General features: G+C 37.0%; 20 protein-coding genes and 1 riboswitch. Of the genes, 14 read left to right on the top strand and 6 right to left on the bottom strand.

The genetic code is table 11. The features are described from left to right. Positions 1–9: 9 nt before the first annotated feature. Both gatB and mgtA read left to right on the top strand, forming a co-directional pair. Entirely contained in the window at positions 10–1437 is a 1428-nt protein-coding gene (gene gatB / locus AWM74_RS03185; protein ID WP_026465288.1) for an Asp-tRNA(Asn)/Glu-tRNA(Gln) amidotransferase subunit GatB, read from the top strand. Positions 1438–1936: 499 nt separating this feature from the next. Further along, positions 1937–2103, top strand: a riboswitch (M-box (ykoK) riboswitch). 278 nt (positions 2104–2381) lie between these two features. Further along, complete coding sequence (gene mgtA, locus AWM74_RS03180; protein WP_026465289.1) at positions 2382–5027, top strand: magnesium-translocating P-type ATPase; 2646 nt, start codon at positions 2382–2384, stop codon at positions 5025–5027. 68 nt (positions 5028–5095) lie between these two features. Here the strand turns inward: mgtA and AWM74_RS03175 are convergent, their stop codons facing one another. Together AWM74_RS03175 and AWM74_RS03170 are read right to left on the bottom strand one after the other, a co-directional pair. Continuing rightward, complete coding sequence (locus tag AWM74_RS03175) at positions 5096–5662, bottom strand: hypothetical protein (RefSeq protein ID WP_026465290.1); 567 nt, start codon at positions 5660–5662, stop codon at positions 5096–5098. Between the two features lie 107 nt (positions 5663–5769). Beyond that, positions 5770–6303, bottom strand: coding sequence for a transcription repressor NadR (locus AWM74_RS03170; RefSeq protein ID WP_026465291.1), 534 nt, complete (start codon positions 6301–6303; stop codon positions 5770–5772). 184 nt (positions 6304–6487) lie between these two features. Between AWM74_RS03170 and AWM74_RS03165 the strand changes: the two genes are divergently transcribed. After that, on the top strand, positions 6488–6961 hold the full coding sequence (locus AWM74_RS03165) for an S-ribosylhomocysteine lyase (RefSeq protein WP_026465292.1): 474 nt from the start codon (positions 6488–6490) through the stop codon (positions 6959–6961). 9 nt (positions 6962–6970) lie between these two features. Next, positions 6971–8107, top strand: a complete 1137-nt coding sequence (locus tag AWM74_RS03160) for an ArgE/DapE family deacylase (RefSeq protein ID WP_026465293.1) — start codon at positions 6971–6973, stop codon at positions 8105–8107. Between the two features lie 201 nt (positions 8108–8308). On the opposite strand, the gene AWM74_RS03155 is transcribed toward AWM74_RS03160, so the two are convergent. Genes AWM74_RS03155 through AWM74_RS03145 form a run of 3 tightly spaced genes read right to left on the bottom strand, consistent with a single transcriptional unit; the run spans position 8309 to position 10577 of the window. Beyond that, on the bottom strand, positions 8309–9415 hold the full coding sequence (locus tag AWM74_RS03155; protein WP_026465294.1) for a lactate oxidase: 1107 nt from the start codon (positions 9413–9415) through the stop codon (positions 8309–8311). A gap of 58 nt (positions 9416–9473) precedes the next feature. Continuing rightward, positions 9474–10184: an LrgB family protein gene (locus tag AWM74_RS03150; protein ID WP_026465295.1), complete on the bottom strand. Its 711-nt coding sequence runs from the start codon at positions 10182–10184 to the stop codon at positions 9474–9476. A 6-nt stretch (positions 10185–10190) separates the two neighbouring features. Next, positions 10191–10577: a CidA/LrgA family protein gene (locus tag AWM74_RS03145; protein ID WP_026465296.1), complete on the bottom strand. Its 387-nt coding sequence runs from the start codon at positions 10575–10577 to the stop codon at positions 10191–10193. A gap of 191 nt (positions 10578–10768) precedes the next feature. Between AWM74_RS03145 and AWM74_RS03140 the strand changes: the two genes are divergently transcribed. From AWM74_RS03140 to AWM74_RS03105, 8 genes are all read left to right on the top strand, one after another. Further along, entirely contained in the window at positions 10769–11698 is a 930-nt protein-coding gene (locus AWM74_RS03140; RefSeq protein ID WP_051218121.1) for a LysR family transcriptional regulator, read from the top strand. A gap of 52 nt (positions 11699–11750) precedes the next feature. Continuing rightward, positions 11751–13133, top strand: a complete 1383-nt coding sequence (gene rlmD, locus AWM74_RS03135; RefSeq protein ID WP_026465297.1) for a 23S rRNA (uracil(1939)-C(5))-methyltransferase RlmD — start codon at positions 11751–11753, stop codon at positions 13131–13133. Positions 13134–13419: 286 nt separating this feature from the next. Further along, positions 13420–14022 (top strand): CadD family cadmium resistance transporter, encoded by a 603-nt coding sequence (locus tag AWM74_RS03130; RefSeq protein ID WP_026465298.1) that lies wholly within the window; start codon positions 13420–13422, stop codon positions 14020–14022. A 348-nt stretch (positions 14023–14370) separates the two neighbouring features. Further along, positions 14371–15561 carry an NAD(P)/FAD-dependent oxidoreductase gene (locus AWM74_RS03125; RefSeq protein ID WP_026465299.1) on the top strand — a complete coding sequence of 397 codons (1191 nt, stop codon included), beginning with the start codon at positions 14371–14373 and terminating at the stop codon, positions 15559–15561. Between the two features lie 60 nt (positions 15562–15621). Further along, positions 15622–16023, top strand: a complete 402-nt coding sequence (locus AWM74_RS03120; RefSeq protein WP_026465300.1) for a GIY-YIG nuclease family protein — start codon at positions 15622–15624, stop codon at positions 16021–16023. Next, a complete protein-coding gene (locus AWM74_RS03115; protein WP_051218124.1) occupies positions 15998–16816 on the top strand; it encodes a cysteine peptidase family C39 domain-containing protein in 819 nt (272 codons plus the stop codon). Before AWM74_RS03120 ends, AWM74_RS03115 begins: the two co-directional genes overlap by 26 nt. A gap of 1 nt (position 16817) precedes the next feature. Further along, positions 16818–17258 carry a hypothetical protein gene (locus tag AWM74_RS03110; RefSeq protein WP_026465301.1) on the top strand — a complete coding sequence of 147 codons (441 nt, stop codon included), beginning with the start codon at positions 16818–16820 and terminating at the stop codon, positions 17256–17258. Positions 17259–17868: 610 nt separating this feature from the next. Next, positions 17869–18747: an AraC family transcriptional regulator gene (locus tag AWM74_RS03105; protein WP_026465302.1), complete on the top strand. Its 879-nt coding sequence runs from the start codon at positions 17869–17871 to the stop codon at positions 18745–18747. Between the two features lie 675 nt (positions 18748–19422). On the opposite strand, the gene pdxR is transcribed toward AWM74_RS03105, so the two are convergent. Beyond that, positions 19423–20811: a MocR-like pyridoxine biosynthesis transcription factor PdxR gene (gene pdxR, locus AWM74_RS03100; protein ID WP_026465303.1), complete on the bottom strand. Its 1389-nt coding sequence runs from the start codon at positions 20809–20811 to the stop codon at positions 19423–19425. A gap of 144 nt (positions 20812–20955) precedes the next feature. Here pdxR and pdxS point away from each other — a divergent pair, with 144 nt between their 5' ends. Continuing rightward, positions 20956–21813: a pyridoxal 5'-phosphate synthase lyase subunit PdxS gene (gene pdxS, locus AWM74_RS03095; RefSeq protein WP_026465304.1), complete on the top strand. Its 858-nt coding sequence runs from the start codon at positions 20956–20958 to the stop codon at positions 21811–21813. Positions 21814–22482: 669 nt separating this feature from the next. Further along, a complete protein-coding gene (locus tag AWM74_RS03090; protein WP_026465305.1) occupies positions 22483–23247 on the top strand; it encodes an HNH endonuclease in 765 nt (254 codons plus the stop codon). The last annotated feature ends 209 nt before the right edge of the window (positions 23248–23456 follow it).

The raw sequence follows: 23456 nt of genomic DNA, 5'->3' as shown, positions 1-23456 counted from the left end.
GGAAATCGCATGAATTACGAAACAGTCATTGGACTTGAAGTCCATGTCGAATTAAAGACAGAATCAAAAATGTTCTCTCCATCTGCCGCTCACTTTGGAGCAGAACCTAACACAAACACAAACGTTATCGACTTCGGTTACCCTGGTGTCTTACCAAAAATGAACCGTCGCGGTATTGAATTCGCTATTAAAGCGGCCTTAGCCTTAAACTGTGAAATCAATCCAGTACAACACTTCGACCGTAAAAACTACTTCTACCCAGATAATCCAAAAGCCTTCCAAACAACACAGTTATGGCAACCAATTGGTGAAAATGGTTGGATTGAAATTGAAGTAAACGGCGAAACGAAAAAAATCCGTATCGAACGTCTTCACTTAGAAGAAGATGCCGGTAAAAACATTCATGGTGCTGGTGATTCATTAGTTGACTTGAACCGTCAAGGTACGCCTTTATTAGAAATCGTATCTGAAGCTGACATGCGTTCACCAGAAGAAGCTTATGCTTACTTAGAAAAAATCCGTGAAATCATCCGTTTCACAGGCGTTTCTGATGTAAAAATGGAAGAAGGGTCAATGCGTTGTGACGCCAACATTTCTTTACGTCCTTACGGTCAAAAAGAATTTGGTACTAAAAACGAATTGAAAAACTTAAACTCATTCAACTACGTTCGTAAAGGTCTTGCTTACGAAGAAAAACGTCAAGCACAAGTTTTAAATGCTGGTGGCGTGATTGAACAAGCGACTCGTCGTTATGATGAAAGCACTGGTAAAACACAATTAATGCGTGTTAAAGAAGGGGCAGCGGATTACCGTTACTTCCCAGAACCCGACCTACCGCCATTTACAGTAGCTGATGCTTGGTTAGAAGAAATTCAAGCCACCCTACCAGAAATGCCAGCTGATCGTCGTAAACGTTATGTAGATACTTACGAATTACCTGAATATGACGCTCAAATCTTAACACAAACCTTAGAAATGTCTGATTTCTTTGATGCTGCAGTGAAAGCTGGCGCTGATCCGAAACAAGCTTCTAACTGGTTAATGGGTGAAGTGAATGCTTACATGAATGATAATGAAAAAGACTTAGACCAAATTGGTTTAACGCCTGAATCATTAGCGGAAATGATTGCCTTGATTGAAGATGGTACTATCTCAAGCAAACAAGCGAAGAAAGTATTCAAGTTACTAGCGGACAAAGGTGGTTCTGCTAAAGAGGTTGTTGAAGCTGAGGGATTAGTACAATTATCTGATCCAGCACAATTGTTACCATTGATTACTGAAATCCTTGATAACAACCAACAATCAATTGACGATTATAAAGCTGGTAAGAAGAAAGCAACTGGATTCTTAGTTGGTCAAATTATGAAAGCAACTAAAGGTCAAGCCAACCCACAAGTTGTTAACCAATTATTAACAGAAGAATTAGATAAACGCTAATTTTGAACAAAGATAAAACATGTCTGGTCCACCAAGTCGGTGAATCGGACATGTTTTTTTATTGTTAGTAAATGAATTGCAAAGTCTCTTGTTTACACTTACCCTCAAATACTCTGATATGGTCAGTTACCCTTTTTAACTGTTAAGGCATGCTCATGCTAGGTAGTTCTAGGCTCAATCTTGCAAACGTATCTCACATACCTGAATAATTTAATGACCAACTTTAAAATCTACTATTTTTTAATCCGGATAGTAATATAAATTGGGATGCTTAAGATATATAATTGCCTAAAATTGGGGTAAAGCTAATTACGGTTAAAAAGTAAATATTGGCTATTTTTCCTAGCAAGTGAAGGGGTTTGATTGGGTAGGTTAAGGTAGAAAAAATCGTAAAATTAAGTAGAAAATATAAGCTAAGAGTGGCTCAATGCAATCCAAGTTTTCTCTATGGCTTGACAAGTGTAGTTAAAGTTTGTATGCTTATAGGTGTTGAAAAGAGAATATGATTTGTTAGGCAGAGGCTCCTATACAAACAAAGGCTACTGCCCAGAAACGTCCAGAGACGCCAATGGGTATAACAGGATCATCCGATAGAAGGAATTTCTAACGTAGCTAACAGTAATGTTTACGTTGTATAGTGCTAAAACTCCACGAAAAGATCAAGTAACAAAAATAGGTGTATACCCATTTTTGTTGTGGATATTTAGAGTAGGCTCTCGCTAATTTTAGTGGGGGCTTTTTATATTGCGACAAATCTTCATTTTAACAAGTATAAAATGAGGAGGTATTTTTATGGTAAAAAGGTGTATCATTTCTTAGTTGTTTTTATCATTCATTCAATGGTTAAAGACTTTCTTTGCATCCTTTCCAGAACTTTAGGTGGCTGATTACAGTCTAGACTAATGTGAGGAAGTAGCATCGTGTGAAAGAAAGGATTGAATACAATGATGAATAACAGAGATAAATTAGGTTACTTTGAACTAGCTAGTAAACCTATTTTAGAAATAAAAGAAATATTTAAAGTAAAAGTAGACGGATTTAAAGAAAACGAAGCAAATCAAATTAGAACTGAATACGGCGATAATGAAATAGATTATGGTACAGAGAAAAGTTTATGGCGCTATATCTTTGAGGCTTATTTCACGCCATTTACACTAGTACTATTAAGTTTAGCTTTGATTTCATTTTTAACAGATTATGTATTTGTAGAGGCTACTGAACGGGAAATTTTAGGGCCAATTATTATTGTAGTGTTAATTATCTTAAGTGGTACCATGTCTTTGATTCAAACTATCCGTTCAAATCAATCTGTAGAAGCATTAGAATCTATGGTCGAAGTGACATCGGCAGTTAAGAGGGAAGGTCAGTACCAAGAAATTAGAACGGAAGATATCGTAATCGGTGACTTAGTTCGGTTAAAAGCTGGGGATATGATTCCAGCGGATATTCGTTTACTAAACAGTAAAGATTTATTCGTATCTCAGACTTCATTAACAGGTGAAAGTCACCCTGTTGAGAAACGCGCACTGGATGAAATAGAGGAACCTACTACTGAAACAGATTACGCTACCTTAGTATTTACTGGGAGTGAAGTGGTCAGCGGTGTCGGTGAAGGTGTGGTAGTAAGAACCGGGAATAATACATTATTCGGTGGCATTGCGGATGCCTTTGCCAATGAACCTATCAAAACTAGTTTTGATGTAGGTATTGAAAAGACATCATTATTATTAATTCGCTTTATGGGTTTGATGGCAGTTATTGTTATTCTGATTAATGGTTTAACAAAAGGTGATTGGTTACAAGCTTTACTATTTGGTATTTCCATTGCGGTAGGTTTAACGCCTGAAATGTTACCAATGATTGTGACAACAAACCTAGTCAAGGGCGCTAAAGATATGAAAAAAGAGGGTACGATTGTACGAAACCTTCAAGGTATTCAAAACTTTGGTGCGATTGACGTATTAGTGACAGATAAAACGGGTACCTTAACACAAGATAATATTGTGCTCCAACACCATCTAAATATTGATGGAAAAGAAAGTAACCGTGTATTGCGACATGCTTACTTAAATAGCTACTACCAAACAGGTTTAGGTAACTTAATGGATAAAGCCATTGTTCAAGCAGGCCAAGAGACACTTGATTGCGAGAAATTAGCTTATACAAAAGTAGATGAAATCCCTTTTGACTTTGAACGTAGAAGACTGAGTGTAGTAGTTGAAGATCAAGCGGGTAAAACGCAAATGATCACTAAGGGTGCAATCGAAGAAATGTTGGCTGTATCCTCTTACGTGGACTATGCGGGTGAAATTCTTGAGTTGACTGACCAAGCGCGGGAAAAAGTGTTAGCTCAAGTTGCCAAATTAAATAGCCAAGGATTACGTGTACTAGGTGTTGCCCAAAAAACTAACCCTAGTCCTGTAGATGCTTTCTCAGTAAGAGATGAAAGTGAAATGGTGCTTATTGGGTATTTAGCATTCCTAGATCCACCAAAACCATCGACTAAGGCAGCTATTAAAGCTTTAAATGATCATGCAGTTAATGTGAAAATTATGACAGGTGATAACGAACTAGTGACGGTATCTGTAGCTGAGCAAGTAGGTATTCCTACAGATCACATTATTTCAGGTGATCAATTAGTGGATAAAACAAATGAAGAACTACGTGAAATTGCTGAAAAACACAGCTTATTTGTAAAATTAAATCCAACGCAAAAATCAACTTTAGTGACGATTCTAAGAGAAAATGGTCATGTGGTAGGGTTTCTAGGTGATGGGATTAATGATTCGCCAGCACTAAGAGCAGCCGATGTGGGCATTTCTGTGGATAACGCGGTGGACATTGCTAAAGAATCAGCAGATATCATTTTGCTAGAAAAAGACTTAATGATTCTTGAAAAAGGGATTCTAGCAGGACGAAAAGTATTTGGTAATACAATGAAGTATATCAAAGCGACTACTTCATCTAACTTTGGGAATGTATTCTCAGTATTGATTGCTAGTATCTTCTTACCATTCTTACCAATGCTACCTATTCAATTGCTATTCTTAGGCTTAATTTATGAAATTGCGTCAATGTCATTACCATGGGACGATATGGATAAAGAATATTTATACCTACCTAAAAAATGGGCAGCTTCTTCCATTCAAAAATTTATGGTATGGTTTGGTCCAACAAGTTCCATTTTTGATGTCACGACCTTTATCGTTACATTTTTCCTTATAGCACCAAGTATTGCTGGTGGACAATTTGTAAACTTAAACGAAGGCCAACAAGATTTATTTATCGCGATCTTCCAGTCTAGTTGGTTTATTGTTTCCTTATGGACACAAACGCTTGTTTTGTATACTTTACGCACACCAAAAATCCCATTTATTCAAAGTCGACCATCAAAAGTAGTACTTTCAATTACAGGTATTGGTATCTTAATCGGTTCATTTGCACCGTATACAGGTTTAGGCCGTGCACTTGGTTTAGCTGCATTACCAATCCAATTCTGGGGATTGTTAGCCGTAACAGTCGTTTTGTATTTGATATTAGTACAAATCGTGAAACACATTTATGTGAAACGTCATGGTGAATTGCTATAATGGCAGCTATTGAGATTTGGAAAATAGTAAGAAAAAAGAGAGCATCTGCTCTCTTTTTTGTATCAATTTTATAAAGCTACCTGAGCAAAACCAAGGTGTGCTCTTTTTTCGATGGCTTTTGTAATTTGATAGGCAATTTCGAAGTCAACCATTCCATGGATCAAGGTACCAATGCCGATTAAAACAATTAAAGTATACATGAAACTGTCTGATGGTGGGACTACGCCAGCCGTAGTCAAAGCATATACAATTACTACTTCGCCAAGTCCATGGATGGTGTTGATAACGAAGTTAAAGGCAGTTCTTGAGCCAGTTTTTACCAGGGTATTTGGTGCTTTTTGTAGGTAATAAGCGCCTAAAGTTGCAAAAATTAAGTGAGTTAGGGCACGAGCCACAATAATGATTGGGAAACCTGCCATTAAAAAACCGATAGTAGTGCCGACTGCGACAATAGCTGCTGTTGAAGGCTTTCTAAACATGGACATGTTAACAGGGACATGAGAACCTAAGGTAAAAGAGGCAGGTCCAATGACGACTTTAAAGGGCATAATTAAGGGGATAAAGATCCCTATAGCGGTAAGTAAACCAGTAATAGTTATATTTTGTGTGTGCTTAGACACTTGATTCCTTTGCATGATAATTTCCTCCCAAATTTGTTGAGTTCATCATACGCAAAATACCTTTAGGTGTCAAGACAGGTGTAAAGACTGACGAGGAAAATCATCTAAACTTTGAAAGTAACCTAAATACTTTCGTCTAATAAAATGCCAACAGCCTTTAAGTCGGCTTTAATGTCTTCAAATGTAGCTTCATCAGACGTTGTAATAGTATGCAGGTGGATGCCGTTGGTTAAAGAAGACAGCATGGTGCCGGCTGATTTATCCATAGCTGCATCAAAGTCTTGAATATCGCCCGCATGCTTAATTTGTAGGCTGGCTTTAATTAACCCGTAATAAGGGTGGTCTACCTCGACATTTTCAACGTAACCGCCGTGGTTAATGATAATAGTTAATTCTTCAATAGCTTGGTCTGCTAAATGTTGGCAGACGATTTTACCGCGGAAGCGACTATCATCCACGCTGGTAGCTTTATCGGCTAATAGGTATCCTTGGTTTGTGGCGATAATGTCATAGTGACTAGCCCGTAAAATAGCGACATCTCCTACAATAATTTGGCGGCTAACACCAAATTCTTTGGCAAGGCTAGTCGCCTTAAGGGGTGTTGTGGCTTGGTTCAATGTTTGTATGAGTAAGTCTCGTCGTTGGGTTGCTTTCATGGTGGGGCCTCCTTTAGATCTTTCGTTGATTATAGCATAGGTTTTCATCTGGCTACCAACAAGCTGGAGTTACGCATTCTTCCGGTAAGGGATGATCTCGATGCCTTTGAAAGCTTGACAATTAATGATAAGATAATAAGGAAGTTTTAACTTAAATTCAATACAAAATGATAAGGAGATAATTATGGCAAAAGTAGAAAGTTTTACCTTAGATCATGATGCAGTAAAAGCACCGTATGTGCGTGTTGCAGGTGCTGAAACGGGGGCGTTAGGGGACAAATTAAGCAAGTTTGATATCCGCTTTGTGCAACCAAACCAAGATTCTATTCCAACAAGTGCCATTCATACTTTAGAACACTTATTGGCGGCTTATACGCGCGATTATTTAGAGGGTGTGATCGATATTTCACCAATGGGTTGTCGTACTGGTTTCTACATGATCGTATGGGGTTCGCCATCGGTTGAAGAAGTGGCGACTGCGATGACTAAAGTCTTGAATGACGTAATGGCTGCTAAATGGTCAGATGTACAAGGGACTGAACGTGTTGAGTGTGGGAACTTCCGTGACCATTCATTATGGGGTGCGCAACAATACGCGAAAGACGTGTTGGCAGTTGGTTTTTCAGTAGACCCATTTGAACGTAAAGTTTTAAACTAGGAGGCATCTATGGATAAGCAAGAAAAAATTCGCATCCTCCAAGATGTTATTCAGTTAAAAACACCAAACGGTAATGAGGAAATTGTCGCTTTATACTTCAAGAATTTACTTGAAGCTCACGGTATTGAGTCACAGTTGATTCAATATGCGGATGGTCGCGCCAACTTAGTGGCTGAATTAAAAGGGGACCAAGCGGGTAAAATTCTAGCGGTATCCGGCCATATGGACGTGGTAGACGCTGGTAATCCTGACTTGTGGACATACCCACCTTATGGGGCAGAAATCCATGATGGTGTCATGTATGGACGCGGTACAACGGATATGAAGGCTGGGTTAACGGCTTTAATCATCGCCATGATCGAATTAAAAGAATCTGGCCAAATCTTTAGTGGGACAGTTCGTTTACTAGCTTGTGTTGGAGAAGAAATCGGTATGCTTGGGTCTAAACAATTAACTGACCTAGGTTATACAGAAGATATTGACGGCATGATTATCGCCGAACCATCTACTCCTTACTACAACACCAAACACAAGGGATCAATCCAATATCAAGTCATCGCCCACGGACGTGCTGCCCATTCCTCTACACCAGAAAAAGGGGTTAACACGATCCAGTTGATTAACGATTTTATCAACAAGACCAATGTCAAGATTGATGAAGCGGCTGCGACTGCTGAAAATGACATGTTAGGTAAAATGTTGAATGTCTTCACCATGATTGAAGGGGGCAACCAAATCAACTCAGTCCCTGAATATACAGTCCTATCAGGAAATGCACGGACAATTCCTGAAGTCGGCAATGACGTTGTGATTGGCATTTTCAATGAAGTCATTGAAGAAATCAACGGACAAGGCCAAGGTAAATTGGAATTGAACCTACTACAAAACAACCAATACGCAGATGGAGATAATGACTCTGACTTGGTAGACTTAATCAAGATTGAAGATCCAAAAGCTGAAAACCGCGGCTTAAGCGGCGCTACAGATGGATCTAACTTCACCAATGTGGACAACAAATTTGACTTTGTTATTTACGGGCCAGGTAACATAGACGACGCCCATACCCTAGACGAATCAGTCGAAGTAGCACAATACCTAGACTTTATTGATAAATACGTAAACATATATAAAGGGTATTTAAAATAAGGTATGACGCAAACCGTTTAGAAATGAACTTCTATCGCATTTAAGTGAGTAAATGCTAAAGCATCAACTCACTCATAACGTTGGAAGATTAGTGCAGAAGCTGACGCAGTCATTTCTATTAAATTTTTGCATGCGAAAGGGGCTGTGACATTTTTTGTCACAGCCCCTTTTTTACGATTAAATTTTTTCTGTAGAAAATTACTAGTCTAAGTCGATTAAACGAGTATTTTTAATATCTGCTACAGTTTGTGCACCAGCTAATTGCATTACACGTTCTAAATCTTTCTTGAAGTAGTCTAATACAGATTTAACACCTTCAGAACCACCTAAAGCTAGACCGAATAATACTGGACGACCAACGGCTACGATATCAGCACCAGATGCGATGGCTTTGAAGATATGTTCCCCACGGCGGATACCAGAGTCAAAGACAATTGGCACACGACCAGCAACTGCTTTAGAAATATCAGCTAAGACATCAAATGATGCAGGGGCACCATCTAATTGACGACCACCATGATTTGATACCCAGATACCAGCAGCACCAGCACCAATTGCTTTCAATGCATCTTCAGGTGTTTGGATCCCTTTAACGAATACTGGTAAACCAGAGTATTCTGCGATAAATCGAACATCGCGTGGACTGATTTTTTGTTTAGATTGTGAATAAATATTATTTAATGACATATTTTTACCGTCACCAGTTAAATAACGTGAAACGATTGGCATACCGAATGGGTAAACGAATTGGTTATGGTCATCACGGTCACGGTTACCACTTAAAGTAGAGTCAGCAGTTAAGATGATTGCAGTTGCACCATCAGCTTTTGCTTCGTCCAAGATGTTTTTGTTTAATTCGTCATCTTTAGACATGCAGATTTGGAACCAACGTGGGCTACCATCTAAACCTTTTTCAATTTCTTCAAAAGTTGCACCAGAGTAAGCAGAGATTGACATGATTGTACCGAAATCAGATACCCCTTTTGCAGTACCAGCTTCTTTTGTTTCATGCGCTAAACCATGTGCAGCAATCGGTGCCATGATAAATGGCGCGTTGATGTCAATGCCAAAGATAGAAGTTTTAGTTTCAGGGAATTCAACATCTGATAATACGCGAGGTAAAATACCTTTTTTGTTGAAGGCTGCAGTGTTACGACGTAGTGTAAATTCGTCACCAGAACCACCAGCCATGTAGTCGAAACCACCTTTAGGAACGATTTTTTCTGCTTCATCTTGTAACTCATAAGTGTTGATAACCTTAATTGGTTTGATTTCCTTTGGTGCATTGTAATTTGTTTCGTTTGACATAATAAAATTCCTTTCTTTTTATGAAATGTTTTTTGTAAAAGAGTTATGTCCCGCTAAATTAGCCGAACAATAAATTTGTAATAGGTACTGTTAAAGGCGACAAGATAACAACCGTAATACCAGTCACAACCATTGATAGGCCGGACATAGCACCTTGAATTTCACCCATTTTAATCGCTTCAGTAGTCCCCATTGCATGAGCTGAGGCACCCATAGCAATACCTTGCGCTACAGGATCATCAATTTTGGCAAGCTTAAAGATTTTTTCACCAAGCACTGCACCGATAACACCAGTGAAGATAACAACTGCTGTTGTAATCGATATGATACCACCCAATGAATCGGCTACACCGACTGCGATTGCAGTCGTAATTGATTTAGGAATCATGGTACCAACCATATCTGGTCCAAAGTTGAAAATGAATGCAAAGATATAAATCATGATTGTGTGAATGACAACACCAGTGATGATTGAAACGATGATTGGCTTAGCATATTGTTTCAAGTAGTCAAAGTTTTTCTCAAGTTTCACCGCTAAGGCAACGGTTGCCGGTGTAATGAATAACTTGAAGAAATTACCACCGTTATTTTCGTAAGTTTCTAATGGAATACCGGTGATTAATAAGAATATGATAATCACAACGATTGAAAATGCTAATGGGGTAAACAATGGGATTGGCCATTTCTTGTGCAAGATACCTGCAAATAAATAAACACCTATGGTTAGGGTTACCCAAAATACAGAATCGTTAATAATTGCTTCAAACATATTGAACTAACCCTCCGTAATTTCTTTATCTAATTTTTTAGCATCATCACGACGCTTAATACCTTGAACACTACGACCTACAAAAATCATCGTAATGATTGTTGTGATAGCCATAATGATGATTATTTGCCACCATCTGTCAGCTAAGACATCGAAGTTGGCCATAATACCAACACCGGAAGGGACAAATAAAATCGCCATACTAGCGGTGATCCAAGTAGCTACATCATCTACTTGTTCAACCTTCAGCAATTTAGTATGCAAGGCGATAAACATCAGAATCATCCCAACTACACTACCAGGAATTGCCATGAAAGGTGAAATGAGTACAGACACGATTGTTCCTAACAATGAGAATAGGAAAATCCAAAACAATTGTTTAATGATTTTCAAAGTATCACTCCTTTACCAGTTTTTGTTAAAATCGAAACATTTTTTGTTTCTTTCTACACCTTTAGCTTTACTTTGAAAGCGCTTAAATTACAAATTCAATATTTTTATAGTACAATAAATTTTATTAATATATAATTAAGAGGATTTATACAACAGATGCGAGGCTAGACCTCGTTTTGTGGAGGGGTATCATGAATATTCAAGATTTGATGTATTTTAATGATTTAGCAAAGACACTCAATTTTACAGAAACAGCCCAAAATTTTTATGTATCGCAACCAACCATCACGCTCGCCTTGAAACGCTTGGAAAGTGAATTCAATACCAATTTATTTGAACGCCAGCGGTTTAGTAAATCCATGACCATCACTGAAACAGGCCTATTGCTTCTCGCTTTTTCTACCCATACTACTCACCAGTTGGAGATTACAAAAAAGAAAATTATGGATGCCAACAATCAAGTCGTATCATTCGGTTTTCTGCCGACGATAGGCGGGTATTTGTGGCCGTATTTTATACCTCATTTAAAAAGTTCAACTAGAAATATTGACTTCCATGAAGAGGAGAGTTCAGACATTATGCTGGATTTAGTAGCATCAGGGGAAGTGCCTATCGCAATTTTCGGTCATCCTAAGCCAAGAATTAACCAGGAAAATATTGTGCAAATCCCATTAATCAAACAAGCATTTACTTTGTGGGCAAAACCTAACCACCCTTTAGCTAAGAAAAAGCGAGTAAGTGTAGCTGACTTGAAAGGGGAAACCTTCCTATCCTTATCCAAAGGTTATACACATGAGCGAATTTTTAACCATTGGCTAATGAAAAATGACCTGGTTGAGGACATTAATATCCTATATACTCAAGAAATCAGAACGGCCTTATCGATTGCAAGTACCTCAGATATGCTAGCTTTTATGGCGCCGATCTTAATTGATGGCCATGGTGATTTAGTAGAAATTCCGATTGAAAATCCACCATATTTTTACATTTCCTTAGCCTACAACGGGGCAGAAAAATTCGGTCGCTACCAACAGGATTTTAACGAAGAGATGGTCAATATCGCAGAAAACCTACACGAAGAATTCAGTAATATAAAGGATTTTCCTATTAAGAATAAGTAATTTAATCTTGTCCATGGTAAAATGATGGAGACATACAAAAAGGATGATGAAAATGAAAGCAAAATATACAACACCAATACAAAAAAACGAAACATTTGAAGGTACAATTGAAGATTTAACCTTCCAAGGATTAGGCGTTGCCAAAGTAGAAGGCTACCCTTTATTTGTGGAGAATGCATTACCAGGCGAAACTGGTACGATTAAAGTCCTTTCAACAGGTAAAAAATACGGTTACGGCAAAATGATGGACTGGCAAACAACGTCACCAGACCGTGTTGACATTTTGGATAAAGTGTCAAGTCAAGTAGGGACTATGCCATTACAACACATGACTTATGAAGCACAACTAGCCTTTAAACAAAAACAAGTAGCCAATGCTTTCCGCAAATTTGGTTTAAGTGAAGGTAAAACAATCCACCCAACTGTAGGCGCAGATAATGCATTCGCCTACCGTAATAAAGCGCAAGTGCCAATCGGTGTTAACGCTGAAGGGAAATTATACTCAGGTTTCTACCGCAAAAATTCACATGACATTTTACCTGTGGAAGATTATAAAATCCAACTACCAGGAATTGATGAAGCTATCGCACAAATTGTAGATATCTTTAATCAATTTGGTTTAAGTGGCTATAACGAAGAAAAACACTATGGTTTAGTTCGTAACCTAGTGATTCGTAAAGGTTATTACACAGACCAAATGATGGTTATCATTGTGGTTAATGGTAAATCTTTACCAAACGAAGAAGCCATTGTGGCTGAAATTGTGGAAAAACTGCCAAACGTCGTTTCTATTATGCTAAATGTAAATACGAAGAAAACGAATGTTGTAATGGCTGGACACGAACAATTTTTATATGGTACGGACCGTTATGAAGACAAGATGTTTGATTTTACTTTTGAAATTTCAAGTAAATCATTCTTCCAAATCAATACACCACAAGCTGAGAAATTATACCAATTAGCTATCGATGCAGCAGACTTATCTGGTGACGAAACAGTAATTGATGCTTATAGTGGTATTGGTACAATTACAATGGCCTTAGCGCAAAAAGCGAAGAAAGTATATGGCGTTGAAATTGTGTCTGAATCAGTTAAAATGGCGAAAAATAATGCAGCTAGAAACTTCATTTCAAACGTTCATTTTGAAACAGGCCAAGCTGAAACAGTGATGGGTGAATGGGTCAAAGCGGGCGTTCAACCGGACGTAGTTGTTGTAGACCCACCACGTAAAGGGTTAGAGGATAGCTTCATCCAATCAACCATCGAAGCGGATCCAGAAAAAATTGTTTACGTATCATGTAATCCAACAACTATGGCACGAGACATCGCTAAATTTGTTGAAGCGGGTTATGACTTTGATGCAGTTCAACCATTAGATATGTTCCCACAAACTTGGCATGTTGAGACAGTGACACTACTTGAGAAGAAACGTTAGTTTCGCAGAAGTAGATCTCCTACCCATGCACGGATTTTCCAAGAAGGCAAGCAAAATGAGCAAGCTGAGTGGCTGAAACATTGCATGTTTAACGGTATAATTCATGAGGGAACAAAGCGACTTCATAAACGTTGGTTTAGAAAGCATATGAGTCACGTGAAAAAAATATGAAAGTTGGATGTTTTATATGAAGCAATTTATTAAACATTCTCCCTTGGCTTTGGCCAAGTTGATGTGTTTGTGTGAAAACCACCAATTCTAATAAACATATTGAAAGGGGAGGCTTATGGAAATAATTATATCTTCAATGTTAGTTTTTATCTCTACGTCCATCGATTATTTGGTTGTTTTAACGATTCTTTTCTCTACCATGAATACGGGTAAACAACGATCAATTTATATTGGCCAATATATTGGAACGGGGTTGCTCGTTGGCTTTAGTCTCATTGCAGCGTACTTCTTGAACTTTATTCCACAAGATTGGGTGATCGGATTACTTGGTTTACTTCCTTTGATTCTGGGGATTCGGGCCATTTTCATCGATGAAGATGTAGATGAAAAGGACTTAGAAGAAAAGATGTCGCATAGACAGTCAGAAGTTGCGAGTGTGGTTGCTCTGACCATTGCCCTTGGCGGAGATAATTTGGGGATTTATATTCCTTACTTTACTGGAATGTCCTTCCAGGAAGTCATGGTTGTGATCCTTGTTTTTATCATTGGGATTTTTACCTTGTGTTATTTATCCAAACGATTAGCTTCGGTTCCTATGATTGGTGAAGTAGTTGAGCGTTACGAAAAAGTCATCGTACCAGTCGTTTTCATTGGCTTGGGTATTTTTATTCTGTTAGAGAATGGTACGATTCAACATCTTTGGTCACTGATTGCATAGAATTTTAAGCAGCTTCACGGAAAGTAGAATACACCATTAAAGTATATAAGGTTGAGCTTAGATACATATAACACAGCCGGAATATGAAAGAGGCACAGAACGATGCAATATAATTAGCATTGTTTTGTGTCTCATTTTTATGTATATTTTTTAACAATTATGGTTCACAGCTTTCTTATTCTCTAAATGGGAAATAAATAAGCTGATATTTTATTAATAGGTTATGCTTGAATAACTGAGACAATCATAGATCTAATTCGAGAGAGAATAAGAAATATAGCGTATACAAAAACATTTAAGAAGAATTTTGGTAATATATGTAGGAATAGAAAAAGGGAGGCATGATTTATGCAATATTCATATAAATATATAATATTAGGTGGCGGGATGGCTGGGGCCAATGCCGCAATGGAAATTCGTAAATATGACCGTGAAGGGACATTGTTGATAGTCACACAAGAAACTGACAAACCCTACTATCGTCCTCCATTAAGTAAAGAATTTTGGACAGAGCCAGACTATCCAAAAGAAACGATATATTATAACATTTCGGATGATGAATCGATTGATTTCTTAACTGGGACAACTGTTAAGCAAATTAATGCCGATCAACAAACGATTGAGATTGATAGTGGAGAAATCTATCAATACGAAAAATTGCTTTATGCACTGGGTGGCGCTCCAAAGTGGATTGATGGGCTGGAAAGTGAGCGTGTCCTAGCTTTAAGAAACTTAGAAGATTACCGAAACCTCCGAAAATTAGCCAAACCTGGGAGCAAAGTCATTATCGTTGGAGGAGGCTGGGTTGGAGCAGAACTTGCAGCAGGTCTAAAGCTGAATGATATGGATGTGACGCTTGTTTTTCCTAATGAAGTATTAAATGAAAAACGACTACCACGAATGCTTGCTAAAGAATTTCAACAGCGCTTTGTAGATATCGGCGTTTCTTTGATAAACAATACTTATGCTAATAGTTACAGTGTAGAGGACAATCAAGTGAGTCTTACATTAGAGAACGGCGCTGTATTGAAAGCGGATATTCTTGTTTTAGGAATTGGATTAAATCCAAATGTTGAATTAGCAGAAGCAGCTGGTTTAGACGTGGGTAATGGCGTCATTGCTAATCAATTTTTGCAAACTTCCAACAAACATATCTATGCAGCAGGAGATGTGTTGAATTATCCAGATGTGATCATAGGACGTAATCGATTTGAACATGAAGAGCAAGCGGAGTATTCTGGGAAAGTAGCGGGACGGAACATGACGGGCGCTGAAGAAGTTTATAATCATGGTGCGCCACTCTCTTATACGGATGTCTTAGATATTTCTATTGAAGGTGTCGGTGAAATGAGTCGAAACCGTGATGATGCGATTATTGAAGAAGTTGCCGGAGGTTATATTGTATATTATCTTTTTAAAGGCAAACCATCTGGAATTTTAACATATAATGTGAAAGTTGATATGGATAAGGCCCGTGAAATTCTGGTTAACCCACCGAAAACATTAGATGAGCTAACAGGGATTTTGAAGCCTATTTAATTGATTTGTTGAATACTAGATAGCTTCAGAATTGAAAAAGATGATAAAGAGGAATATTTTATGGAAAAATTTTCAGATAAAGTTTTATCATATTTAAATAAAAACAAAGATAAAGAGTTCTACATCTATTGTTTAGTCGATACTAGTAGCGATGAGGAAGAGATATTCTACATCGGTAAAGGGAAGGGAAATCGTGTCTTTAATCATGAGAAAGCTGCCTTTAATAAAAAATTAGAACTGCTATTAGAAAGTGAAGATAAAACTGAAGACTTAAAAATTAACAAAATCAGAGCTATTAAGGCAGAAGGATTTACGATTAACAAAGTAATTTTAAATTACTGGTTATCAGAACGAGAAGCGTTCGCGAGCGAAAACACTTTAATAAATTTATTTAACATTTTTTCGCCTCGAAACCTAACAAATAAAGTAAATGGTCATGGGCAATGGTGCGAGTATCGTTAGCAACGATTCTAAACACCCTCTGGTATTCTTTGATAATGGATTGCCAGATGTGTCAATAAGTAATAGTTTAAGAATCTTGGGTTTTACTTACAAGGAGTTTTTCACAAATAGCCTGAATAATATCCAGGTGAATGAAATAAAGGAAAAACTAAAATACCTTTTAACTTATGGATCAGTTGTTGCTGGCCCAATAGATATGGGATATTTAACGTATAACCCTAACTCAATTAATCTAAGTGGTGTTGACCATTTTGTATCAATTTATGATGTGGACGAAGAGTTCGTTTATTTACATGATCCTGCCGGTTATCCATGTATGAAAATAGTATTCAAAGAATTTATTGAAGCTTGGAAAGCTAATTTGATAGATTACAAACGCGGTTCGTTTTCAATGTGGGGTAAGTTCAAAAAAGTTAAAACTCCCAACTCTGAAAAAATATTTCATGAAGTATCCTTAATAATGAAAAAGCGATACCAAAAAGGTGAAAACAATGTTATAGAAAAATTCGCCCATGCAGTAAGAGATAATCGACTGAATCAAGAACAAAAACAAATTCTTCAGTTTTTTAGTTTTCGATTGGCTTCTGCCAGAAATTTGTATATAAGTAAGTTCTTGAAAAGTCATGATTCAAATAAATCAAAAATTAAAGAACAATTGGCTGAATTATTTGGACAAGCACACTTATCTACACTTAAAGAAGATTATTTTAATTTAGCACATACACTTGAAGAAATTGCTCAACTTGATGAAGAATTTAAGGCATTATGTTTACAAATTGAAGGAGAAGATTAGTATGGATAATAACATGAAAATTGATATAGGGACTTTACAAAGAGTCGTCATAGATAAAATGAACTTATTTTATATGGAGGTACCAAATAACCCTGAGAGCCAAAAAAAAGCCTGGCCATTATTTGAAGCACATTTCCCTTCCTTAACCGGCAGAAAAATGTTTGGTTTAGATTATGATGAAAATAAAGTATATAGAGTTTGTTCCGTAGTCCTTGAAAGTGATCGAGATGATACATATGGTTTAAACCAATTTGAGTTTGAGGGCGGAAATTATTTAAGGTTAAGACTTAAATATGATGTGCCCGAACTTTATGAGAAGATTAGCCCTGCATATGATTTTCTTTTCAGTCAATATGGGGGTCATATTAATTGGTCACTTCCAATGATAGAACACTATAAATCTAAGAATATTTTAGATATAATGATTCCTATTAATGAATGATGAAATTAACTAATGTTATATAGTCGAAATATTAATTTAATTCGATATTTTTCACCTTAAATACAGTGAAGCAGTATGTTTATTAACAAAAATTTTCAGCGGCGCAATTAACAATTAGTTCTGCCAATAAACGAATCCGAAGAAGCTAAGCATATTGGAGTGAGCTGAGTGGCTAAAGTCGTGAAGTTTTGATGTTAATAAATATATAAAAATTGCTTGAAGTAATAATTACACAATTCGTGAGTTTTGAGATAGAGCAGAAACTTGGAAACGTAGTTAAGACTCAAAATTAAGAGAGACATTTAGTTATGCTGGGTGCTGCAAAACTAAATGTCTCTTTCATTCTTTAATAAGAATGTATCTTTGTTCTAAATTAGATTGAAATGGGTATCGGATTTGGATTAAAGAATGCTGCAAGAGACAAATCTGGTAAGGCTTATGAGCAAGCACCAAAAATCAATTTATTTTTGTGATTTAGTCGATATGTTTCCTGTCTGCAATAGTGTAAATATTTATCCTACTATGAAACAGACTCGACTATATTGTGCACAGATTGTCGGATAGAAAAACGCACCCTTTGCTAATATTGAAATTGAAAGGAGGTTGTTTGTTGGATACGTTAAGCAATATGAATAATGCATTGACATATATTGAAGAGCACTTAACAGAAGAAATTGACTATAGTGAAGTATCTAAAATTTCTTACTGTTCAGAGTATCATTTTAAGCGGATGTTTTCATTTTTAGCTGGCATAGGTTTATCAGAATATATTCGGAGAAGAAGACTGTCGTTGGCTGCAATTGATTTGAAAGATACAAATTTGAGAATAATTGATGTAGCCGTCAAATATGGCTATAATTCGGCTGATTCATTTTCCCGTGCTTTTCATTCCCTGCATGGTATTCTTCCTTCAGAAGCAAGAAGTGAGAAAACGCAGTTAAAAGCCTATCCACGAATGACCTTTCAATTATCAATTAAAGGAGGATGCGAGATGAATTATCGTATTGTTGAGAAAGAGTCGTTTAAGTTAGTAGGATTTAAGAAGAGAGTCCCAATTATTTTTGAAGGTGTCAATCAAGAGATTGCACAAATGACCGAATTTTTAACACCGGAGGTTATTAAACAATTAAAAGCAATCTCAAATGTAGAACCAATGGGTATTATTAGTGCTTCCACTAATTTTTCAGAAGGAAGAATGGAAGAAAAGGGCGAGTTGGATCATTACATCGGGGTAGCAACTTCAGGTGATGAAATAGCAGAATTTGATGTATTAAAAATTGATGCTTGTACCTGGGCAGTATTTGAATCGATTGGACCATTCCCAGAGACACTTCAAAATGTATGGGGTAGAATATACTCAGAGTGGTTTCCGTCTTCAAGTTATGAGTTAGTTGAAGGCCCAGAAATTTTGTGGAACGAGAGTCCAGACACTGGAAATCCAAAGTATCGAAGCGAAATCTGGATTCCGGTAAAGAAAAAGGACTATTAATTACACCGATTTTTATGATTGAGGGCACTCCTAGCAAGAGTGCCCTTTTTGTAAACGGTACGATTGGTGGATATATTCCCACGAACGTACGAAATAGTCGATATGTTCTCGCATATGACTATTTCATTAAAAATCGCAAATACATCAATTCTATCAACTCTTCCCATGTTGAGTGTGTGGTATTGCTTGAGGCTGTTAGAGCTTAGCGATATACAGCCTCAGCTGCGTAACGAAGTGTAGCTGATGCAAAAGGTCAGAGACTATAATGTTCTTGATGGACCACATAAGAATTTCCACTAATATTAAAAGGAGTAAACTTAGTTTTAAGATTAAGTTTACTCCTTTTTATTATGCAAACAGGGGGATGTTTGTGGGAACTGGTCAATTAGAGTAAGGCTGTTAGGTTGGATAGGAAAATTATCAAACTTATGAAGGAAGTAGTCAGCGCGTGAGTACAGGTCTACTTACCATTACTTATAGAGCTTTTATATAGGTTTGAATTCACAACCTACATTAATAATTTTGAACATGTAGGCGTATATTTTCTTAAGTGCCTTATGTGTCTTTAGCAGTTATGACGGTATCGGTAATCATCGTTTATCTAGTTGAATTTCTTTTAATCTAATTAAAAGACTCAGTATGTAAGCTTTTCGCTGACTTACTGAGTCTTTTGCTTTATTTAAAAATAGTGACTAAAGCTTGAATAGCATGATCAATTTCATCAAGCGCTAGCCCAGCATAACCTAAAATGTAACTTTGGTCGAACTGGTTGTTTAATTTAGCGTAGTGGTTGACCGGTTGCAAGCGGATCTTATTTTCAGCTAGCCTAGCTTGAATCACGTCAGCCGGTGGAATCTCACCCTCAATGTTAATAATAAAGAAAAGTCCAGCCCCTGCTTCCTTAATGGTTAGGGGGAGTTGGCTTTGGTTAAGCGCTGCTAGAACCGCTTTTTCCTTACGACGGTAATTAGTCCGCAGGTTATTAATATATTTAGGGAAATGGGCAGAATTGAGAAAATCAGTCATTAAGTATTGCTCAAAGCTGGAAATATCACTGATTTTTAATTTAGCTTGATGGAATTTATTCATTAATTGATCGGGTAAAACTAAATAAGACATCTTAAAAATTGACCCCATACTTTGACGAAAGGCCCCTAATAAAATGACTCGCTCTTGGTCGTCCAGACTAGTCAAAGCAGGAACAGGACGGCCCTTAAGACGGAACTCATTATAGTAGTCATTTTCAATAATATAACGATTTTCTGCCTGATAGGCCCATTTTAATAAACGCTGACGTCGACGCATCCCCATGATAATGCCGGTGGGAAACTGATGGTTAGGAGTAGTAATCACGATGTTAGCTGAGGTAGTCTCCAAATCTTTAACTGAGAAACCATATTTATCAATCGGAATTCGAATCGTCTTTTGCTGATAGTCTGTAAAGACATCTAAATTTTTATAATAGCCAGGATCTTCTAAGGCATAGATTGAATCGTCTAATAAGGCAAATAGCGTCTGTAAGCTAGCCTTGTGACCGCCTGTAATGATGATATTGTCAGCTGAAGTCATCACTCCACGGTATTTACGTAAATAATTAGCAATAGCCAAGCGTAAAGGGAGCGCACCCAAGTCTTCTTTTAAATTACAATTAACCATGCTTCTTGCTAGAGCGTCGGGTGCATACTGCAATAATTGTTTGGGTTTTAAAGTAGTCATATCACGGTTGGCAAAGTGAAAATCATAAGTATATTGGCTGGCTTCACTTATTTTAGCATGCTCATGTTTTAGTGGCTTTGTCTCAATTTCCTCAGAGGGCAACATATCAATTGCAAGTAAATCCACAAAATAGCCAGATCTTTCCCTCGGCACTATATAGCCTTCATCAGTCAGTTGGTCATAAGCGTTAATGACCGTATTAAGACTGACTTTTAAATGATCTGCCAAGGCCCGCCGTGAGGGTAGTTGATCACCACTTTTTAAATGTCCTTGGGCAATTTGCCGGATGACTTCATCAACTATTTGTAAGTAGAGGTGTTGGTCTTCGTTAAAGTTCACCGTAATCATGCTTTCTCTCCCCTCGTATTATTCATTTTATTCATTATACATAAAAAAAACTATCTGGACCCATAAAAATATCCATTTTTGCATCTTAAGAAACATCCAAAAGACTGTTAAAGTGAAGACAATATTTATAAAGGAGCAATCAAAATGAAACGATCAATCGAAGAAGTACATAAACAATTAGCTGGTGGCGTAATCATGGACGTGGTAAATGTGGAGCAAGCTAAAATTGCTGAAGCGGCTGGTGCCGTAGCGGTCATGGCTTTAGAGAGAGTTCCTGCAGACATTCGAGCTGCTGGTGGTATTAGTCGAATGAGTGACCCTCAAATGATAAAAGAAATTCAAGAAGCAGTTTCTATACCCGTCATGGCGAAAGTAAGAATTGGTCACTTTGTCGAAGCTCAAATCTTAGAAAGTTTACAAATTGACTATATTGATGAGTCAGAAGTCTTATCAGTAGCTGATCATGTTTATCATATTGATAAACAACAATTTGAAACACCTTTCGTTTGTGGCGCTAGAGATTTAGGTGAAGCTTTACGCCGTATTCAAGAAGGGGCTAAAATGATTCGTACTAAAGGTGAAGCAGGAACGGGGGATGTCAGTCAAGCGGTTACCCACTTAAGAAAAATCCATGAACAAATCCGCTATGTGGCTTCGTTACAAGATGATGAACTCTTTAACCAAGCTAAGGAATTAGGCGTCTCTTATGATTTATTAAAGCGAGTACATGATACTGGTAAATTACCTGTGTTGAACTTTTCAGCTGGCGGGGTGGCAACACCTGCTGATGCGGCTTTAATGGTGCAATTAGGTGCTGAAGGCGTTTTTGTTGGTTCAGGTATTTTCAAATCAGGTAATCCAGAAAAACGTGCCAAATCCATAGTTGAAGCAGTAGCCAATTACAAAAACGCTGCCAAATTAGTCGAAATCTCAACTGATTTAGGCGAAGCGATGGTAGGTATTAATGAAGACGAAATTAAAGTTATCATGTCTAACCGTTAACCATTAAAAACGAGTGTTTCAAAAGTCAGTGGGCTTGTTCTACTGACTTTTTTTATTTTGTCCTAGGCCGTCTTGAAGCTCTTCTTCCGAGGGGGGGTATCGAGGAGTTACTTAATACCACTCTGCTGTATCTAAATATAAACTCTCAATAAAAGCAAAAAAGTTCATTAAAAATCTTTATTTTAATCACAGTATAAATCTTCTTGCTTGGTTTCATCATGATCTTAATCTTTTTTTCAGCGCATAACACTTTGGCCTCATAGTCATAAAATCACTGTGGAGAATGAAAAAGAAACAATTATTAAATATGATATTGATGCTAAAATAGTAAGGAATAAAGTTTACGTTAATGAACTATTAAAAGAAATCAGTAGAGTGCGCTTTTCACAAAGTTATTTTATTGAATCGATAACATAGGATATTAAAACCACACTTTAATCAATAAATAGCTTAATCACATCCCACGTGGAGTGTGTAGTGTTGATGACAAGGTAGAAAATTTAATTAAAGTGGGGTTGCGGGGATTAATAATTCAACCAACACAACCTTAGAGGTGGTTTTGAAGTATGTGAGAACATATCGATTTACTCATAGTTGTATTGACGGAAAAGATACTGAAGATTAGGCTGAGTTGATAGAAATGTTGTAATCTCTTTAGGAGGGGAAACTATGATTTGGATGATTCCTGCAAACGGAAAAATGTATGATCATGCATCTGCTTTTCAAAATTGGGGTTTTATTGATTGGAGACAGAATCTGAAATTTAATGTTGGTGACATAGTATTTATTTATTGCACTAGGCCATTTAAAAAAGTAATGTTTAAAACAATAGTAGATAAAGAATCTTTGTCAAGTGAGGAAATTGTAAACGACGAAAAGTATTGGTTTAAAAAGGAAGAATACTTAAAATCATTAGGTGGCAAGTATGCTCGTTTAAGATTAGTGGCTCAAGTTGACTCAGAAGAATTAACATTGGCAAAACTAAAGATGCATGGACTAAATGCTGCTCCTCAAAAAGGTGTAAAAGTATCTGCTGAATTAGCAACATATATGGACAAATATATGAATGATTACTATTCAGTAAACATTTTCCCTGAATCCGATGATACAGAAAATGCATTAGAAGGCGCCGTACATGCGGTATTGGTAAACAAGTATGAGCGAAGTTCTGTAGCGCGTCAAAAGTGTATTCAATATTATGGATGTAAGTGTTTGGTCTGTGGGTTTGAATTTGAAAAGGTATATGGTGAACTCGGCAAAAACTTTATTCATGTTCACCACCTAATACCATTGAACGAAATTGGAGAAGAATATATCGTTGACTATAAAAACGACTTGATTCCCGTTTGTCCCAATTGCCATGCTATGTTACATCGTGAAATTGATGGAGAACGATATTCATGGCAAGAACTTAGAAATAAACTAAAGAAATGAGTGGACATATTCCCACAGAGTAAAAAAACATCGTGGATATGTCCCAAACAATTTAATACTAAAAATGGCAGTATGACGTTCATTTTATCGCCTCAAGCCATGTTGCAGCAGTTGTGTTAATGGAAAATATGTTTGATTAAAAACTTGATAATATAAGGCTGTTAATGAAAATGATAAAGGCATTGAATGTGTAGATGATATTCAACGCC

The organism is Aerococcus urinaeequi (assembly GCF_001543205.1).
Taxonomy (GTDB): domain Bacteria; phylum Bacillota; class Bacilli; order Lactobacillales; family Aerococcaceae; genus Aerococcus; species Aerococcus urinaeequi.
The sequence above is the reverse complement of the archived record's forward strand: the minus strand, read 5'-3'. Positions and strand labels throughout refer to the sequence as shown.